We start from the raw sequence: 17986 nt of genomic DNA on the forward strand, positions 1-17986 counted from the left end.
CAAGCCTGGAGACAGAACATGACGAAGCGTACCGGTGTCCTTTTTGCCCTTGTCGGCGCATTTTGCGCTGTGTCGATTGCGCAGGCCGGCGGCGATTCGGCCGTCAAGCCGAAGCAGGAAATCCAGCTGACGAAGAATGCATGGGGCTGCCTGTCGAAAGACAATCTGGATTCCGTACTGAATCACGAACGTGACGGCAAATCGCAGGCGAAGCAGCAGTACTTCGACGACTTCCGCTGCCTGTCGGTGCCGGAAGGCCAGCGTTTCCGCGTGGTGGCGGTCGACCAGGGCGACGTGCAATTCGTCAGCGCGGACAACAGCGACCAGCAAGGTCTCTGGACCGATTCGCGCTTCGTCAAGCAGTAACCGTCGATTCGCCGCGCCGTCGCACGACGCGCGAGCGCGCCGGCCCGACGAGCGGGCGGCGCGAACCGAACACGGCCCGGCGCATGCCGGGCCGTTGCGCTGTGAACGGCGCATGACGCACGCCGGACGGCGCGCATTCGGTATCATCACGGCCCGACCGAACCGAATGCCCGCCCGGGCCGCATCCGCATGGCGCTGAAATCCACGATCTACAAAGCCGAACTGCAAATCGCCGACATGGATCGGCATTACTACGCCGATCACGCGCTGACGGTGGCGCGCCATCCGTCGGAAACCGACGACCGGATGATGGTGCGCATCGTCGCGTTCGCGCTGTTCGCGCATGAGCGGCTCGAATTCTGCAAGGGGCTGTCGGACGTCGACGAGCCCGACTTGTGGCAGAAGGACCTGACGGGCGCGATCGACGTGTGGATCGAGGCCGGCCAGCCGGACGAACGGCGCATCTCGAAGGCGGCCGGCCGTGCCGGGCAGGTCACGGTGATCGCGTACGGCGGCAAGACGTCGGATATCTGGTGGCAGGGCGTGCGCAGCAAGGTCGAACGGCTGCGCAACGTGCAGGTGCTGTCGCTCGCCGACGGCGTCGCGGCCGCGCTCGGGCGGCTCGCGGCGCGCACGATGCGCCTGCAGTGCACGGTGCAGGACGGCACCGCGTGGGTCTCGAGCGCCGACCACGATCCGGTCGCGGTCGAATGGACGGTGCTGAAGGCGCGCGAGGGCGCGTAAGGGGCCGTCAGGGCCCGCGCGCCGGCCGCGTTCAGCCGAGCGCGGCCGGCGGCCCCTTGAATTCGACCATGTTCCCTTCGGGATCGAACAGGTAGATCGACGGCCCGTAGCCGCCGGCGCCGTAGCGTTCGGCCGGCGCGCCCGGTCGCGCGCCATGCGCGGCGAAATGGGCGATCAGTGCGTCGGGATCGAACGGCTCGACGCGCAGGCACAGGTGATCGAGGTTGCGCCCGGTGCCGGGCGGGCCGCTGTCGGGACGGTCGATCAGGCCGCCGACCGTCAGCAGGTCGATCAGCGCGTCGCCGGCGCGCAGTTGCACGAGGCCCAGATCGGGCTGCTCCTTCTCCACATGGCAACCGACGGCATCGCAGTAAAAGCGTGTCATTGCCGCCATGTCGGTCACGCGCAGCACGATGTGATCGATTCCGCGTATGGTGGGCTTCATGGGCGGGACTCCTTCGCAGTCGACGAGCATCGAGTGTAGACGCATCGCGCCTGCGCTGCCGGCCGGTACGCGGCACAATCGACGGACGAAAAAAAGCCCGTTCACGCAGTGCGGAACGGGCTTAATCCATATCAGGAGGAGACATGGAGGAGACAGTTCCAACTATACACACGGCGATGGTGCGACGCAATATTCCGATTGCAAAAAAACGTCAGGACGGCGATTTGTCGCATCCGCACTGCAGCAAAACGGTGACGGGACGATGACGAAAACCGCGCCGGAGCGGCCGCCGCGCGGGTTTCGTCGGGTTTATTTCGATCGATACGGCCCCGATTCGCCGACACGAATCACAGAGCAAGATTCAGGGCGCGACGGCATGTGCCGATGGCTAGAGTAGGCACCATCTACACTAGAAAGTGCGAGGTTCAGATGAAAACCGCCTATCCGACCGACGATGCCCGCTGGGCCGCCGTGACCACGCGCGATCCGCATGCGGACGGCGCGTTCTTCTATGGCGTCCGCACGACCGGTGTGTTCTGCCGCCCGACCTGCGCGTCGCGGCAGCCGCGCCGCGAGAACGTGTCCTTTTTCGCCGATCCGGCGGCCGCCCGCGCGGCCGGCTTCCGGCCCTGCAAGCGTTGCCAGCCGGAAGGGCTGCCGCGCGAGCTGGAAATCGTCAATCGTGCGTGCGCGGTGCTCGACGCGCAGGCCGAGCGGCTCACGTTGCAGCAGTTGAGCGACGCCGTGCACGTGAGCCCGTTTCATCTGCAGCGGCTCTTCAAGCGTGTGGTCGGCGTGTCGCCGCGGCAGTACCAGGCCGCGCAGCGCGGCGCCGCGCTGCGGCAGGCGCTGCAAAGCGGGCAGCCGGTCACGCAGGCGGCCGTCGATGCGGGGTTCAACTCGCCGTCGCGGCTCTATGCGTCGGTGCCGCGCGAGCTGGGGATGGCGCCGTCCGCGTTCCGTCGCCAGGGCGCCGGCCTGCGGATCGGCTTTGCGACCGCGTCGACGTCGCTCGGCACGGTGCTCGTCGCCGCCACTGAACAGGGCATCTGCCGGATCGCGTTCGGCGACGATGCGGCGTCGCTCGTCGGCGAACTCAAGGACGCATTCGCGCGGGCCGAACTGGTCGAATCGTCCGCGCGGCTCGCGCCGTTCGTCACGCAGATCCGCGCGTACCTCGACGGCACGCGGCACGCGTTCGACCTGCCGCTCGACATCGCGCCGACCGCGTTCCAGCAGCGCGTGTGGGAAGCGCTGACGCATATCCCGTACGGCGAAACGCGCAGCTATTCCGAGATCGCGGAGGCGCTCGGCTCGCCGCGCGCGGTGCGGGCGGTCGCGTCCGCGTGTGCGTCGAATCCGGTCGCGCTCGCGATTCCGTGCCACCGGGTCGTGCAAAAGGGCGGCGCGCTCGCCGGCTATCGCTGGGGTGTACGCCGCAAGGCGACGCTGCTCGCGGCGGAGGCGCGTCATGTTCACAACGATGAAGCCGAAGCCGAGACGGAGGGCAGTGCGGTTTGAGCATCGACACGATAACGATCGCGTCCCTCGGGAACGGCGGCCTGGTGCCGCCGTCCGCGCAGATGGAACTGCGCTACAAGGCGCCGTACGACTGGGCGCGCGTGCTGCGCTTCTTCAGCGGGCGCGCGATTCCGGGCGTCGAGCAGGTTGCCGACGGCGTGTATCGCCGCATCGTCGATCTGCACGGCGCGGCCGGCCGGCTCACCGTCACGAAACACCCGCGCAAGCATTGCCTGATCGCGACCGTCGAAGGGGCGGTCGCGCGTCGCGTCGACGATGCGTTCGCCGCGCGCGTCGCGACAATGTTCGACCTCGGCGCCGATCCGGCCGCGATCGGCGGCGGCCTCGCGCGCGATCCGTGGTTCGCGCCGCTCGTCGAGGCCGCGCCGGGGCTGCGCGTGCCGGGCGCGTGGTCGGGGTTCGAGCTGGCCGTGCGCGCGATCGTCGGGCAGCAGGTGAGCGTGAAGGCCGCGACGACGATCGTCGGCCGGCTCGTCGAGCGGGCCGGCGAACGCGTGATGCCGGAAGACGACGGCGCGCCCGCGTGGCGTTTCCCGACGCCCGACGCGCTGGCCGCGTGCGATCTCGACAAGATCGGGATGCCCGGCAAGCGCGTGGCCGCGCTGACCGGCGTGGCGCGCGCGGTGGCGGCCGGCGACGTGCCGGTCGATCGCGCGCATGCCGATCTCGCGACGCTGCGCAGCGCGTGGCTCGATCTACCCGGCATCGGCCCGTGGACCGTCGAATACATCGCGATGCGCGCATGGCGCGATCCGGATGCGTGGCCGGCATCCGATCTCGTGCTGATGCAGTCGATCGCCGCGCGCGACCCGGCGCTCGACCGGCTCACCAGCCAGAAACGCCGCACCGAAGGCTGGCGGCCGTGGCGCGCGTATGCGGCGCTGCATCTGTGGAACGAGGTGGCCGACCGGGCGGGCGGCGCGCGCGGCGGATAAGCGCGGCGGCCTGCGGCCGGGTGCGACCGCAGGAAGGCGGGCTGCAACCCATTGCGCGGGCGGTGCCAGCATGCGCCGAGTGCCGGCGTGACGCGGCCCGTCATGGCGATTCCATGCCTTCGGCACCGGCCGGAGGCCGCGCGTGCGACGCCTCCGCATGCGTCGTTTTCCGATCCATTCCGCGACACGGTTGCACCTGCCGCCAACCGTTCGCCGTTCCCATTCCGTCCGACGAATTCCGCTGACCGGCGTGCCGATCGCCCTCGTCCCGACCCGGCGATATGCGCCAGCGCTACCGCGCCCGGCCCGCCCGATCGCCCGTTCAGGCCCGCGCGCCGTGCTCGCGGCCACCTCAAGCGCGGCTTTCGGCGAGATGTTAAAGTGCCCGCTACCAACGAAGCGACCAACAATCCAGCCGGCCGCGCGCGGCGTTCTGCGCGCGGCCGTCACGCACTTGCGTCTCCATGTCGAACACCATGACTCACCGCCAGTCCGAACTGCTGCTGAAACGCCTCGACGCGCTGAGCTCGGGCCCGACGCGGCAGCATCTGCCCGACGGCCTGCGCGGCATCGAAAAGGAAAGCCTGCGCGTGACGCGCGACGGGATGATTGCGTTCACGCCGCATCCGCGTGCGCTCGGTTCGGCGCTCACGCATCCGGCGCTGACGACCGACTATTCCGAAGCGCTGATCGAACTGATCACGCCCGCGGAGCGCGACGCCGCGCTCACGCTCGAGCGCCTCGACGATCTGCATCGCTACGTCTATGCATCGCTCGGCGACGAGATGCTGTGGAACGACTCGATGCCCGGCTTGCTGCCGGCCGACGACGAGATTCCGATCGCCGACTACGGCACGTCGAACATCGGCCGCCTGAAGACGGTGTACCGGCGCGGCCTCGCGTATCGCTACGGCCGCACCATGCAGTGCATCGCCGGCATCCACTACAACTACTCGCTGCACGAGGAAGTGTGGCGGCGCCTGCATGCGGAAGAAGGGTCGACGGCGACGCTCGTCGATTACCAGTCGGAACGCTATCTCGCGCAGATCCGCAACTTCCGCCGCCGCAGCTGGCTGCTGATGTACCTGTTCGGCGCGTCGCCGGTGCTCGACACGAAGTTCCTGCGCGGCAAGCCGCACAAGCTCGACACGTTCGACGCCGATACGCTGTACCGGCCGTACGCGACCAGCCTGCGGATGAGCGATCTCGGCTACTCGAACACGACGGCCCAGGCCGCGCTGCACGTCGACTACAACACGCTGCCCGGTTATCTCGACGCGCTGTCGAAGGCCGTGAGCGAGCCGTATCCGGCGTACGAGGCGATCGGCACGCATCGCGACGGCGAGTGGATCCAGATCAACACGAACGTGCTGCAGATCGAGAACGAGTTCTACTCGACGATCCGGCCGAAGCGCGTGACGTATTCGGGCGAGCGGCCGCTGCATGCGCTCGCGTCGCGCGGCGTGCAGTACATCGAAGTGCGCTGCCTCGACATCGATCCATTCGAGCCGACCGGCATCGCGCTGGAGACCGCGCGCTTCATCGACGCGTTCCTGCTCGCGTGCGCGCTCGACGACAGCGCGCCGCTCGACTGCGACGCGTACAAGGAAGCGAACGCGAACTTCGGCAGCGTGACGCTGGACGGCCGCAAGCCGGGCCTCACGCTGACGCGCGACGGCCAGCCGGTCACGCTGCAGCAGTGGGCCGACGAGTTGATGGCCGATATCGAGATCGTCGGTCGCCGGCTCGACGAAATCCGCGGCGGCGACGAGCATGCGCGCGCGATCGCCGCGCAGCGCGAGAAGCTCGCCGATCCGGAGCGCACGCCATCCGCGCGCGTGCTGCGCACGATGCGCGAGAACGGTCAGTCGTTCCTCGCGTTCGCGCTCGCGCAGAGCGAAGCGCATGCCGCGCATTTTCGCGCGCGCCCGCCGTCGGCCGAGACGCTGCACGCCGAGCAGGCGCTTGCCGCGAAGTCGCTCGCCGAGCAGGCCGAGCTCGAAGCGAAGGAGGCCGGATCGTTCGACGCGTTCGTCGCCGCCTATCGCGCCTATACGCTGAACCGCTTCAGCGTGTGACGGTCGCGCATGCGGCCGGCGCAGGGTGCGCCGCGCCGCTGCCGCGCGATCCATCCGGTTCCGTCAGTGATCCGGTCAGTGATGCGCATACGTGCCGCGATCGACTGCGTGCGGCAGCGCCGGCTTGCCTGATTCCCCGTGCGCCCGGCCGTCGCTGCCGTAACCGGCGGCGTCGCCCTCACCGCGCGCCTGCGCGGCACGCTGCATGACCGCCTGCATGTTCCGCGGAAAGTCGGGACTGCTTGCGAGGCTCGCCCGGTAGCCGGCGGCCTGCAGTTCCACCAGTTCCTGACGGACCTGCGCGCGGGTGAGCGTCGACGCGGCTTGCGCGTGAGCGGCGAACGCCGCGCCGATCAGCACGCACGCGCATGCCGCGTGTTTCATCGTCTTCATCGTGTTGGCTCCGTGAGGTTCCGCCGCCGCGCCATCGGCGGCGCGGGCGGAAACGATGCAGCCAGTCTAGGCTTCGGACGCCAAACGAAACATCCTCGTGGCGGGCAGTCACCTTTTCCGGTCGCGCAACATTGCGCGCACCGGTGAGGCGGCCGCGGCGGGCTGCCTGTCGAACGCGACAGCGGCGCGCCATCTGCCGGCCATCGTGCGGCGGCCGGTTCGCATCGGCTCGCCCGCATCGGGCTTCTCCCCCTTGTACAAGCGCGTTGCGCCTCCTAACCTCTTTTAAGCAACCGATCGGTTGGCCGCGCAACGTCGTTGCGTACGCAAGCGCCCGAGCGCGGTCGTGACCGCAGGACATCGCCTTGTACCGAGCCCGGCGCATCGACATGCGAACCCGGGTCGGCCGCACAAGGCATGGGACCCGAGTAGACGCTGAAGCGCCGACTCGGGTCGACATCTGGAGACACGATGAACCCCACCGACGCCCTCCCGCCCGGCATCGTCTTCGCGCAGCCGCTGACGCCCGTCGCGCACTCGCTGCTCCTGTCGTTCCTCGTCGCCGCGATCCCGATCGCGGTCGCGCTGATCGCGCTCGGCGTGCTGCGCCGCCCCGCGTGGCAGGCGTCGCTCGCCGGGCTCGTCGCGGGCCTCGCGGTCGCGATCGGCGCGTGGGGGATGCCGGCCGGGCTCGCGTTCAACGCGGTCGGCGCCGGCATGGCGCTCGCGGTCGTGCCGGTGATGTGGATCGTCTTCAACGCGCTGCTGCTGTACAACATCGCGGTGAAGTCGGGCCGCTTCGACCAGTTCCGGCAGTGGATGCTCGACAACCTGCCCGACGACCGCCGCCTCGTGCTGCTCGTCGTCGCGTTCTCGTTCGGCTGCCTGCTCGAAGGGATCTCCGGATTCGGCACGCCGGTCGCGATCACGAGCGCGCTGCTGATCGCGCTCGGCTTCCCCGCGCTCGAAGCGCTCACCTATACGCTGCTGTTCAACACGGCGCCGGTCGCGTTCGGCGCGCTCGGCGTGCCGATCACCGTGCTCGGCGCGGTCACGTCGCTGCCGCCCGCGACGCTCGCGCAGATGGTCGGCCGCCAGTTGCCGTTCTTCGCGCTGCTGCTGCCGTTCTATGTGGTCGGCGCGTATGGCGGGCTGCGCTCGATCGCGAAGCTGTGGCCCGCGCTGCTCGTGTCGGGCGGCAGCTTCGCGATCGCGCAGTTCGTCACGTCGAACTTCCTCGGCTACCAGCTCACGGACGTGCTGTCGTCGCTCTCGTCGCTGATCGTGACGATCGGCTTCCTGCAGCTGTGGAAGCCGCAGCCCGATCCGCAATACGCGCTCGCGCGCAGCGTGCCGGCCGCCGCCGGCGCCGCGCGCGCGGGCTTCGGCGGCTGGCTGCCGTGGCTCGTCGTGTCGGTGGTCGTGATCGTGTGGGTGCACGCGAACATCGCGGCGATCGGCGACGTGAAGATCAAGTGGCCGGGCCTGCACAACGCGGTGTACGTGTCGCTGTACCACAAGCCGTATGCGGCGATCTGGGATTTCCAGCCGCTCGGCACGGGCACCGCGATCCTGCTGTCGGCGATCATCACGGCCGCGCTGACGCGCACCGGGCCCGGGGCGTTCATCGAATGCGTGGTGAAGACGTGGCGGCAGACGTGGATCGCGATCGTCACCGTGATGATGATCGTCGGCCTCGCGTACCTGCTGAACTACTCCGGCATCAGCTATACGCTCGGCACCGGCGTCGCGTCGACGGGTGCGTTGTTCCCGCTGGTGTCGGCATCGCTCGGCTGGATCGCGGTGTTCCTGTCCGGCAGCGACACGTCGGGCAACGCGCTGTTCGGCAACCTGCAGGTCGTCGCCGCGCGGCAGCTCGGCCTCGACCCGGTGCTGATGGCCGCGACGAACTCGTCGGGCGGCGTGATGGGCAAGATGATCTCGCCGCAGAATATCGCGACGGGCGTGTCGACGACGGACCTGAAAGGGCAGGAAGGCGTCGTGTTCGCGCGCACCTTCTGGCACAGCGTGATCCTCACGCTGCTGCTCGGCGTGCTGGTGTTCCTGCAGCAGCACGTGCTGACCTGGATGATTCCGGCGCTGCCGAAGTGACGCACGGCGCCACGACAGAAGAAAGGCACGAGGAAAACAACGAGGGAAGGCGCGGGAAGAGCGCTAGGTCATGTGCGGAAGCGGTGAACGCGCGGCGGCTCAGCGTGCGTTCGCCCGCCGCGCCGGTTGTCCGTGGTCGGATGCGCCGGCTGCTTCAGCACGGCCCGGCAGGATGCACGCGAGGAACGCGTCGATCGCGGGGCTCTGGCGGCGCGCCTTCAGGTAGTACACGTATTCGTCGATCGTCGTGTCGACGCCGCGCAGCGCGATCACGCGCAAGTCCGGATGGCGTTCGGCTTCGCCGAGCGGAAAGAGGCTCCCGCCCACGCCATGCAGGATCGCCTCGCGAATCGCTTCGCGGCTGCCGATCTCGGCAACCGACGTGGCCGCGACGCCGGCCGCTGCGAGGATCGTCTCCGTGCAGCGGCGCGTGACCGACCCTTCCTCGCGGATCAGCAGCCGCACGTCGGCGAGCTGCGCCGCGTCGATCGAATCGAACCGCGCGAGCGAATGATGGCGGTGCACGACGAGCACGAGCGGATCGGTCGAGATCACCTTGCGTTCGAGGCCGTCGGCGTCGTTGCGCTGCGACGAGACCGCGAGATCGATGCGGAATTCCTGCAGCGCCTGCAGGATTTCCTCGGAGTTGCCGATCCGGCACGTGAGCGCGATCGACGGGTGCGCGCTCGAGAAGCGGCCGACCGCGTCCATGATGTAGTACGGGCCCGTCGCGCCGATCCTCAGATGGCCTTCGAACAGGCCGCCGATGTTGCGTAGCATGATGTCGGCCTGCGCCTCGAGCGCGATCATCTTCTCGACGAGCGGCAGCAGCTCGATGCCCGTCTCGGTCACCTCGAGCTTGCGGCCGCTGCGGTAGAACAGCTCGACGCCGTACAGTTGCTCGACCTGCCGGATCTGCGCGGCGATCGTCGGCTGGCTCACGCCCAGGTGGCGCGCGGCGCGCGTGATGCTGCCCTGCCGGACGGTCGCGTGGAACGCCTTCAGCTGATCGAACACGACTCGGCTTCTCCCCCCTCTTCATCGCGCGTCAGCGTAGCGTACGCATGTGTCGGCCGGATGAAAGGCGCGCCATGCGAGACTTCGAAAAAAAGCTGGGGATGACGGCAAGAAACCTGCGGGAACCGGTCACGGCCGGGACATGCCGGTGCGGGGTAATAACGACGACGCAGATCGCCGGCCCCGCTCGCCCGGCGCCCCCACTCCCACCGACCACAGGGTGCTCTTCATGTCCTCGAACAATCGACGCGATTTCTTGCGCCTCGCCGCGCAGTCGGCCGGCGCGATGGCCGCCTACGCGGGCTTCCCGCCCGCGATCCGCAATGCGCTGGCGATGCCGGCCGCCTATCGTACCGGCACGATCCGCGACGTCGAGCACGTCGTGATCTTCATGCAGGAAAACCGTTCGTTCGACCATTACTTCGGCGGACTGCGCGGTGTACGCGGCTTCGACGACCCGCGTCCGCACCTGCTGCCGAACGGCGCGCCGGTGTGGCAGCAGCCGCCGGCGTCGGTGTTCACGAAGAACTACCATTCGCGCGGCCTCGATCCGCAGGCGCCGTACGTGCTGCCGTTCTACCTCGATCCGAAGCAGACGACCGAATTCCAGCCGGGTACCAATCACGGCTGGAGCAGTGGCCACCTGTCCTGGAACAACGGCCAGTGGGACCAGTGGGTGAACCAGAAGCAGGACGTGCTGACGATGGGCTACCTGAAGCGCCAGGATCTCACGTACCACTACGCGCTCGCCGACGCGTTCACGATCTGCGATTCGTACTTCTGCTCCGCGCACGCCGACACGGCGCCGAACCGCATCTACCTGTGGACCGGCACGGTCGACTCGCGCAACGTCTACGGCAGCGCGACGAACGGCCCGGGCATCGGCGAGCGCAACGACGTGAACGGCTACACGTGGACGACCTACGCGGAACGCCTCGAGAACGCGAAGATCAGCTGGAAGGTGTACCAGGGCGGCACCGGCATCCCGGGCGACCCGACCGACAACTACACCGACAACTCGCTGATGTTCTTCAAGCGCTTCCAGGTGAAGGAAGGCGCGAGCGGCCCGCTGGTCGACAAGGGCGCGTCGGACCACACGCTTGCCGAGCTGAAGGCCGACGTGCAGGCCAACCGGCTGCCGCAGGTGTCGTGGATCGTGTCGCCGTACAAGTACAGCGAGCATCCGCAGGCATCGCCGACGGACGGCGCGTTCTACATCAACATGGTGCTCGAGGCGCTGACGTCGAACCCCGAAGTGTGGGCGAAGACGGTGTTCATCCTGAACTACGACGAGAACGACGGGCTGTTCGACCACGTTGTGCCGCCGGTGCCGCCGGCCACGAGCGGCGTGGGCGGGCAGGGCATCGTGTCGTCGAACCTGCTGTCGAACCTCGGCGACGAACTGCTCGACCTGAACAAGTACCCGGGCGAAATGAGCCCGCTCGTGCCGGGCGCCGACCCGGGCGGCATCCAGCCGATCGGCCTCGGGCCGCGCGTGCCGTTGATCATCATTTCCCCGTGGACGAAGGGCGGCTGGGTCTGCTCGGAGACGTTCGACCATACGTCGGTGCTGCGTTTCCTCGAGGCGCGGTTCGGCGTGAAGGAGCCGAACATCAGCGCGTGGCGCCGGTCGATCTGCGGCGACCTCACGTCGGCGTTCGACTTCTCCGCGCGCCCCGACACGCGCACGGTCGGCTTCACGGTGCCGCAGCACATCGCCACCGCCGGCCAGGCGTACCAGGTGCCCGCGCAGCAGTCGATGCCGACGCAGGAGCCCGGCACGCGTCCGGCGCGCGCGCTGCCATACGAGCTGTTCGTGCACAGCCGCGTCGGCGCGCATGACGACACCGTGTCGCTCGACTTCGCGAACACCGGCGACGCGGGCGCCGCGTTCTATGTGTACGACCGCCGCAACCCGGCGACGCCGCCGCGCCGCTACGCGGTGTCCGCGCGCGACCGCTTCGTCGATACGTGGAGCACGTCGGCCGCGCGCGGCGACTATCATCTGGCCGCCTACGGCCCGAACGGCTATCTGTGCGAATTCCAGGGCAATACGCGGCTGGCCGCCGACGGCCGCCACGCGAACCCCGAAGCGAAGATCGGCTACGACGTGCGCAATCGTCACGTGTATCTGCAACTGCGCAACAGCGGGCGCGCGACGTGTCGCGTGTCGGTCGACAATGCGTACAGCCATGCACATGCACGCACGTACACGCTGGAGCCGGGCGAGCGCGTCGACGCGCACTTCGAGCTGTCGTCGAGCCACGGCTGGTACGATCTGACGATCACCGCGACGACGCTGCGCGGCGGCGACGACAAGGTCGTGCGCCGCTTCGCGGGCCACGTCGAAACGGGTCGGCCGAGCCACAGCGATCCGGGTCCGGTGAAGCGTACGGCCTGACGGCTGTGCAGGCGGTGGCGCGCGACGCGGGAGGGTTCGCCCGCATCGCGCGACCGCCGCGTGCCGGTTGCATGGCGATTGCGAATGTGAGTCGTACGCCGGACTGGCTTTTGGAAACTGAAAACTGTTGACAATTTGGCGGGGTGAGAGGTATACAAAGACCACTCGCCGACATGGCGCCCTCGTTTTCACCTGCAGCCCCGCTGCCTGCCCGACCATGACTGCCCCGAACGCGCTCAGCGCCATCGAACTCCTGCAAAGCCAGTCGCTCGCGATGATCGTCCAGGACATGCTCGAGCGCGCGATCGTCTCCGGCGAATATGCACCGGGCGAAAAGCTCAACGAGGTCGATATCGCGACCCGGCTGAACGTGTCGCGCGGCCCGGTGCGCGAGGCATTCCGCGCGCTCGAACAGGCCGGCCTGCTGCGCAACGAGAAGAACCGCGGCGTGACCGTGCGCGTCGTGCCGCTGCGCGAGGCCGAGGAGATCTACGAAGTGCGCGCGATGCTCGACGAGTCGGTCGCGCGCGCGCTTTCGAAGCGCATCTCGCCCGATACGCTGAAAGTGCTGAAGGGCATCGTCCAGTCGATGAAGGGCGCCGCGAAGACGCACGACGTCACGCGCTATACCGAGCTGAACGTGCAGTTCCACGACGCGATGGTGGTCGGCGTCGGCAATACGCATCTCACCGATACCTACCGGCGGCTCGTGCGCCAGTTGGGCCTGCTGCGTCAGGCGGCGATCGAGGCCGAGAAGGGTGCGATCGCCGTGTCGGCGGCCGAGCACGACAAGATCGTGCAGGCGCTCGCGGCCGGCGACGAGGACAAGGCCGTCGCGCTCGTGCGCGAGCACGTCGCGCACGGCCTCGCGCGGATGCGCCGCATGCATGAGCAGGGGCTGCCGGTGACGGGCAAGGCGGCGCGGGAGAGGGCGGGCGCGTAGGCTGTCGCGTTACCGGTCACGCACGTTCACGACGAAAGGCCGCGGAGCGGCTGGATCACGACCGTCGCTTCGCTCGACGTTGATGATGTCCGGCCGAATGCGGTGATCGCCGGCGACCGATCATTTGCCGCGCCGTTTATCGAAGAAATCGTCCAGTACCCAGCCGGTTCCGGATTCACAGCGCACTCGGGTGTATGCATGGATCTTTGCAACGCGATCCGCCTACGGGGCAGGTACTTCGATACGTTATCCGAATGATGTAATCACGCCTTATCCGCCTTCCCCGCCGCGCTCGCAAACTTCGCGAGCCACGTATCAACCGCCGACGGCTTCCGGCCGTCGTCCTCCGCGCGCTCCTTGCGACGAATCGCATTGCGCACCACGTGCGCGCCGACATAGCGGATCGGCTCCGGCGGAAAATGGCCGAGCGGGCCGCGCACGATCGGGCTGCGCGTCCACGCGTTGTCGAGGCCGAGCACGAGCGACGACAGAATCTGCCCGCCCATGTAGGTTGGCCCGACGCCGTTGCCCGAATAGCCGAAGCCGTAGAACACGTTCGGCGCATCGTCGAGGTGGCCGAAGAACGGGAAGCCCGTCACCGAGCGATCCGATGGCCCGTTCCAGCTCGCGGTGATCGGCACGCCCGCAAGCGACGGGAAGAATTCGCGCAGGCTGCGCGTGAGCTGCGCCTCGTACGGCGAGCGGCGGTCGAACACGGGCGCGATGCGGCTACGCCACGAGAACGTGTTGCCGCCTTTGCCGAGCATCAGCCGGCCATCGACGGTCGTGCGGTAGTAGTACACGAAGATCCGCGAATCGAGCACCGACACACCGTCCACCAGTCCGGTCTTCTCCAGCAGATCCGGACATTTCTCGGTGATGACCATATCGCTCGACACGACCGCGATCGTCCGTTCGAACTGCGGAAAGCGGCTCGCCATCCACGCGTTGATCGCGAACACGAGCTTGGCCGCGCTCACGCTGCCGGACGGCGTGCGCACGACGGCCGGCTGGCCGGGTGTGAAGTCGAGCATCGGCGTGCGCTCGTGGATCCGGATGCCCATCGCAAGCGCGACGCGGCGTAGCCCGCGCACGAGCTTGCCGGGATGGACGGTCGCGGCGAGCGGCGAGTAGACCCCGTCGAGATTGCGCGCGGAGCCCGAGCGGCGCGCGACTTCGGCGGGCGGCAGCGGCTCGTAGCTGTGGATGCCGCACGCGGCGAGCGCATCGAGCACCGGTGCGAGCGTGCCGACCTGCGCGCGCGACGTCGCGGTGTACAGCGTGCCGTCGCGCCGCAGCTCCGCATCGATGTCGTGCGCGCGGCAGAAATCGGCGATGTGCTGCACGGCCGCTTCCGACGCCTTCACGAGCCGGATCGCCTCGGCTTCGCCGAACAGGCGCCGCAGCGTCAGGAATTTCGCGGACCACGTGAGCAGGCAGCCGCCGTTGCGTCCGCTCGCGCCGGCGCCGCACAGGTCGGCCTCGAGGATCGCGATGTCGAGCGCGGGGTGCTGCTGCTTCGCCTGGATCGCGGTCCAGAGGCCCGTGAAGCCGCCGCCGACGATGCACACGTCGGCCTGCGTCGCACCTTGCAGCGCGGGGACGAGGTCGCCGTCGTTGAACAGCGCTTGTTCGATCCAGAAGGGGCGCATCGGGGTCGTACCAGTGAGGGTGAGGTTGCCGTGCCGCACACGGCGCAAAAACGAAAACCAGTGCAAACGCGAAACCGACACCGCCGCACCGCGATGCACGCCGGAGGGCTGCACGCCGCGCGCCGTCCTGCGGCACGATTCGTCGAGTCAGGCCATCGCTTCCGTGGACATTCGGCGCACGCCCATCGCCTTCAGCGTGTCGGCGATCGCTCCCGGAATACCGGCTTCATCGAAGTGGCCGATGCAGCGAACGCGGAACGCGTCGACCTCGGCGAGCGTGCCCCGAGACCGAATGTAGCCGCGCTTTTTGACCGCCTGATAAAAACCACGCCGCGGCCCGAGGCGGCCGGGGTGGTGGCCACCCTTCATGTTCCTCACCCGTCCGCCGTTTGCTTTCTGGCTTTCTGTTCTCTGCATATTGTTGACAATCTACAAATCATCCATTTTAATGTCAAGCCTGGAAACACTTCCCATCGGCGCGGCGCGGGCGCCGACGGCTCACCCCTTCGATCGGAAAGGACTGAACGTCATGACTGAAACGCCTGTATCCGTGGAAGTGAATGGGCGCCGCTACAACTGGATGAGCCGGCCCGTGGTGGTGGTCTGCGTCGATGGCTGCGCATACGAATATCTGGAGGAAGCGGCCGAGGCCGGCGTCGCGCCGTTCCTGCGCACGCTGCTGAAGCCGGGCACGGCGCTCAAGGGTGAGTGCGTGGTGCCGAGCTTCACGAACCCGAACAACCTGTCGATCGTCACCGGCGTGCCGCCGGCGATCCACGGAATCAGCGGCAACTACTTCTACGATCGCGACACCGGCACCGAGGTGCTGATGAACGATCCGAAATACCTCGTCGCGCCCACCGTGCTCGCGGCCTTCGGCGAACAGGGCGCGCGCGTCGCGGTCGTCACCGCGAAGGACAAGCTGCGCCGCCTGCTCGGCAAGGGGCTGAAGGGCATCTGCTTCTCGTCGGAAAAGGCCGACGAAGCGAGTGTCGCCGAAAACGGCATCGACAACGTGCTGGAGCTGGTCGGCAAGCCGGTGTCCAGCGTGTACAGCGCGGATCTGTCCGAATTCGTGTTCGCGGCCGGCGTGCGCCTGCTCGAGACGCGCCCGATCGACCTGATGTACCTGTCGACCACCGACTACGTGCAGCACAAGTGCGCGCCCGGCACGCCCGGCGCGAACGCGTTCTACGCGATGATGGACACCTACCTGCAACGCCTCGACGCACTTGGCGCGATCGTCGCGATCACCGCCGATCACGGGATGAACGCGAAGCACGACGACACGACCGGCGAGCCGAACGTGATCTATCTGCAGGAGCTGTTCGACGAATGGCTCGGCCCCGATGCGGCGCGCGTGATCCTGCCGATCACCGATCCATACGTCGTGCACCACGGCGCGCTCGGTTCGTTCGCGACCGTCTACGTGCCGGCGACGGCCGACACCGATGCGCTGCGCGCGCGGCTCGCCGCGGTCGACGGCATCGAGGTCGTGCTGGCGGGCGCCGAAGGCTGCGCGCGCTTCGAGCTGCCGCCCGCGCGGATGGGCGACCTGATCGTGATCTCGAAGCAGGACGTCGTGCTCGGCACGCGCCGCATCAAGCACGACCTGTCGGGCCTCGACGTGCCGCTGCGCTCGCACGGCGGGATCTCCGAGCAGATCGTGCCGCTGATCTTCAGCAAGCCGGTTGCGGCCCACGTCACGGGCCGAGCGCGGCTGCGTAACTTCGACGTCATCGACATCGCGCTCAACCATCTGCAGTGACGCAGACGATCCGCCAGGAGACTGTCATGAACGCCATTGCAGCATCGGCCGATGTCCGCGCGCCACATCGTGAAGCGCTGCGAATCGATGGTGAAAAGATCTATCGCGACGCGGTGATCGACGTACGCAACCCGTACGACGGCGCGCGGGTGGGCACCGTGCCGAAGGCGACGCTCGACGACGTACGCCGCGCATTCGCGGTCGCGCGTGCGTACCGGCCGACGCTCACGCGCCACGAGCGCGCGGCGATCCTGCGCCGCGCGGCCGACATCGTGCGTGCGCGCACCGCGGAGATCGCGGCGCTGATTACGGCCGAGGCCGGCTTGTGCATCAAGGATTCGACGTACGAAGCGGGCCGCGTGGCCGACGTGCTGACGTTCGGCGCCGGCGAAGTGCTGAAGGACGACGGGCAGATCTTCTCGTGCGATCTGACGCCGCACGGCAAGAAGCGCCGTGTGTACACGCAGCGCGACCCGCTGCTCGGCGTGATCTCGGCGATCACGCCGTTCAATCATCCGATGAACCAGGTCGCGCACAAGATCGTGCCGTCGGTCGCGACGAACAACCGGATCGTCGTGAAGCCGTCGGAGAAGGTGCCGCTGTCGTGCTACCTGTTCGCGGACCTCCTGTACGAGGCCGGCCTGCCGCCGCAGATGCTGCAGGTGATCACCGGCGACCCGAAGGAGATCGCCGACGAGCTGATTACGAACCCGGCGATCGACATGATCACGTTCACCGGCGGCGTGTCGATCGGCAAGTCGATCGCCGCGCGGATGGGCTACCGGCGCGCGGTGCTCGAACTCGGCGGCAACGATCCGATCATCGTGATGGAAGATGCCGATCTCGACGAGGCGAGCACGCTCGCGGTGTCGGGCTCGTACAGGAATTCGGGGCAGCGCTGCACGGCGATCAAGCGGATGCTCGTGCACGAGGCGGTCGCCGATCGCTTCACGGAGCTGGTCGTCGAGAAGACGCGCGCGTGGTCGTACGGCGATCCGTCCGATCCGTCGGTCGACATGGGCACGGTGATCGACGAAGCGGCCGCGAAGTTCTGCGAGCAGCAGGTGAACGACGCGCTCGTGCGTGGGGCGCGGCTGCTGGTCGGCAACGTGCGCGACGGCGCGCTGTATGCGCCGACCGTCGTCGATCGCGTGACGCCCGACATGCCGTTGGTGAAGCACGAAACCTTCGGGCCGGTGTCGCCGATCATGCGCTTTCGCGACATCGACGAAGCGATCCGGATGTCGAACAGCACCGACTACGCGCTGTCGTCGTCGGTATGCACGAACCGCTTCGACCACATCACGCGCTTCATCACCGAGCTGGAAGTCGGCAGCGTGAACGTGCGCGAGGTGCCCGGCTATCGGCTCGAACTGACGCCGTTCGGTGGCGTGAAGGATTCGGGTCTTGGGTACAAGGAAGGCGTGCAGGAAGCGATGAAGAGCTTCACGAATACGAAGACGTATTCGCTGCCGTGGTAAGCGGCATGTAAGGCGCGCGCGCCGGCGTGGCGGCCGGTGCGGGCGTTATTCGATCGGCTCATATCGTTAGCCGATTTGCGTTTTTGCCGGGCCTCGACGCATCGGTAGA

General features: G+C 68.0%; 14 protein-coding genes and 1 pseudogene. 10 read left to right on the forward strand and 5 right to left on the reverse strand.

Annotated elements, in window-relative coordinates:
• The first annotated feature begins 18 nt into the window (after window positions 1-18).
• A complete protein-coding gene (locus tag J8I33_RS17450; RefSeq protein WP_124556203.1) occupies window positions 19-366 on the forward strand; it encodes a hypothetical protein in 348 nt (115 codons plus the stop codon).
• Between the two features lie 189 nt (window positions 367-555).
• The gene (locus J8I33_RS17455; protein WP_050011096.1) at window positions 556-1110 is read left to right on the forward strand and encodes a YaeQ family protein; all 555 of its coding nucleotides are present in this window, start codon (window positions 556-558) and stop codon (window positions 1108-1110) included.
• Between the two features lie 31 nt (window positions 1111-1141).
• Here J8I33_RS17455 and J8I33_RS17460 read toward each other — a convergent pair whose 3' ends face one another.
• Entirely contained in the window at window positions 1142-1555 is a 414-nt protein-coding gene (locus tag J8I33_RS17460; protein WP_209938349.1) for a VOC family protein, read from the reverse strand.
• Between the two features lie 429 nt (window positions 1556-1984).
• Between J8I33_RS17460 and ada the strand changes: the two genes are divergently transcribed.
• The 3 genes from ada to gshA all read left to right on the forward strand — a co-directional run bounded on the left by ada (window position 1985) and on the right by gshA (window position 6110).
• Window positions 1985-3076 (forward strand): bifunctional DNA-binding transcriptional regulator/O6-methylguanine-DNA methyltransferase Ada, encoded by a 1092-nt coding sequence (gene ada, locus J8I33_RS17465; RefSeq protein ID WP_209927603.1) that lies wholly within the window; start codon window positions 1985-1987, stop codon window positions 3074-3076.
• Entirely contained in the window at window positions 3073-4032 is a 960-nt protein-coding gene (locus J8I33_RS17470) for an AlkA N-terminal domain-containing protein (RefSeq protein ID WP_209938356.1), read from the forward strand. Before ada ends, J8I33_RS17470 begins: the two co-directional genes overlap by 4 nt.
• Window positions 4033-4496: 464 nt before the next feature.
• On the forward strand, window positions 4497-6110 hold the full coding sequence (gene gshA, locus J8I33_RS17475; RefSeq protein WP_209938360.1) for a glutamate--cysteine ligase: 1614 nt from the start codon (window positions 4497-4499) through the stop codon (window positions 6108-6110).
• A gap of 75 nt (window positions 6111-6185) precedes the next feature.
• Here the strand turns inward: gshA and J8I33_RS17480 are convergent, their stop codons facing one another.
• Window positions 6186-6503 (reverse strand): DUF4148 domain-containing protein, encoded by a 318-nt coding sequence (locus J8I33_RS17480; protein ID WP_124556208.1) that lies wholly within the window; start codon window positions 6501-6503, stop codon window positions 6186-6188.
• 471 nt (window positions 6504-6974) lie between these two features.
• On the opposite strand from J8I33_RS17480, the gene J8I33_RS17485 reads away from it, so the two are divergent.
• A complete protein-coding gene (locus J8I33_RS17485; protein ID WP_124556209.1) occupies window positions 6975-8615 on the forward strand; it encodes an L-lactate permease in 1641 nt (546 codons plus the stop codon).
• A 99-nt stretch (window positions 8616-8714) separates the two neighbouring features.
• Here J8I33_RS17485 and J8I33_RS17490 read toward each other — a convergent pair whose 3' ends face one another.
• Window positions 8715-9632 (reverse strand): LysR family transcriptional regulator, encoded by a 918-nt coding sequence (locus J8I33_RS17490; RefSeq protein ID WP_050011102.1) that lies wholly within the window; start codon window positions 9630-9632, stop codon window positions 8715-8717.
• A 229-nt stretch (window positions 9633-9861) separates the two neighbouring features.
• Between J8I33_RS17490 and J8I33_RS17495 the strand changes: the two genes are divergently transcribed.
• Both J8I33_RS17495 and J8I33_RS17500 read left to right on the forward strand, forming a co-directional pair.
• Window positions 9862-12033 carry a phospholipase C, phosphocholine-specific gene (locus tag J8I33_RS17495; RefSeq protein WP_209927596.1) on the forward strand — a complete coding sequence of 724 codons (2172 nt, stop codon included), beginning with the start codon at window positions 9862-9864 and terminating at the stop codon, window positions 12031-12033.
• Window positions 12034-12250: 217 nt separating this feature from the next.
• Window positions 12251-12976, forward strand: coding sequence for a phosphonate utilization associated transcriptional regulator (locus J8I33_RS17500; RefSeq protein WP_209938362.1), 726 nt, complete (start codon window positions 12251-12253; stop codon window positions 12974-12976).
• Window positions 12977-13239: 263 nt separating this feature from the next.
• On the opposite strand, the gene J8I33_RS17505 is transcribed toward J8I33_RS17500, so the two are convergent.
• Window positions 13240-14628, reverse strand: coding sequence for an FAD-dependent oxidoreductase (locus tag J8I33_RS17505; RefSeq protein WP_209938364.1), 1389 nt, complete (start codon window positions 14626-14628; stop codon window positions 13240-13242).
• A gap of 147 nt (window positions 14629-14775) precedes the next feature.
• Window positions 14776-14958: pseudogene (locus J8I33_RS17510) on the reverse strand (2-aminoethylphosphonate--pyruvate aminotransferase); the annotation flags it as partial.
• Between the two features lie 199 nt (window positions 14959-15157).
• Here J8I33_RS17510 and phnA point away from each other — a divergent pair.
• Both phnA and phnY read left to right on the forward strand, forming a co-directional pair.
• Window positions 15158-16396, forward strand: coding sequence for a phosphonoacetate hydrolase (phnA, locus tag J8I33_RS17515; protein WP_209938368.1), 1239 nt, complete (start codon window positions 15158-15160; stop codon window positions 16394-16396).
• A gap of 26 nt (window positions 16397-16422) precedes the next feature.
• A complete protein-coding gene (gene phnY / locus J8I33_RS17520) occupies window positions 16423-17877 on the forward strand; it encodes a phosphonoacetaldehyde dehydrogenase (RefSeq protein ID WP_209938382.1) in 1455 nt (484 codons plus the stop codon).
• The last annotated feature ends 109 nt before the right edge of the window (window positions 17878-17986 follow it).

This window comes from Burkholderia sp. AcTa6-5 (assembly GCF_017815075.1).
GTDB lineage: Bacteria > Pseudomonadota > Gammaproteobacteria > Burkholderiales > Burkholderiaceae > Burkholderia > Burkholderia sola.

What these genes read in the sequence shown, in the direction of transcription:
- J8I33_RS17450 (WP_124556203.1), top strand. Translation starts at nt 19, where the DNA reads ATGACGAAGCGTACCGGTGTCCTTTTTGCCCTTGTCGGCGCATTTTGC.
- J8I33_RS17455 (WP_050011096.1), top strand. Translation starts at nt 556, where the DNA reads ATGGCGCTGAAATCCACGATCTACAAAGCCGAACTGCAAATCGCCGAC.
- J8I33_RS17460 (WP_209938349.1), bottom strand. Translation starts at nt 1,555, where the DNA reads ATGAAGCCCACCATACGCGGAATCGATCACATCGTGCTGCGCGTGACC.
- ada (WP_209927603.1), top strand. Translation starts at nt 1,985, where the DNA reads ATGAAAACCGCCTATCCGACCGACGATGCCCGCTGGGCCGCCGTGACC.
- gshA (WP_209938360.1), top strand. Translation starts at nt 4,497, where the DNA reads ATGTCGAACACCATGACTCACCGCCAGTCCGAACTGCTGCTGAAACGC.
- J8I33_RS17480 (WP_124556208.1), bottom strand. Translation starts at nt 6,503, where the DNA reads ATGAAGACGATGAAACACGCGGCATGCGCGTGCGTGCTGATCGGCGCG.
- J8I33_RS17485 (WP_124556209.1), top strand. Translation starts at nt 6,975, where the DNA reads ATGAACCCCACCGACGCCCTCCCGCCCGGCATCGTCTTCGCGCAGCCG.
- J8I33_RS17495 (WP_209927596.1), top strand. Translation starts at nt 9,862, where the DNA reads ATGTCCTCGAACAATCGACGCGATTTCTTGCGCCTCGCCGCGCAGTCG.
- J8I33_RS17500 (WP_209938362.1), top strand. Translation starts at nt 12,251, where the DNA reads ATGACTGCCCCGAACGCGCTCAGCGCCATCGAACTCCTGCAAAGCCAG.
- J8I33_RS17505 (WP_209938364.1), bottom strand. Translation starts at nt 14,628, where the DNA reads ATGCGCCCCTTCTGGATCGAACAAGCGCTGTTCAACGACGGCGACCTC.
- phnA (WP_209938368.1), top strand. Translation starts at nt 15,158, where the DNA reads ATGACTGAAACGCCTGTATCCGTGGAAGTGAATGGGCGCCGCTACAAC.
- phnY (WP_209938382.1), top strand. Translation starts at nt 16,423, where the DNA reads ATGAACGCCATTGCAGCATCGGCCGATGTCCGCGCGCCACATCGTGAA.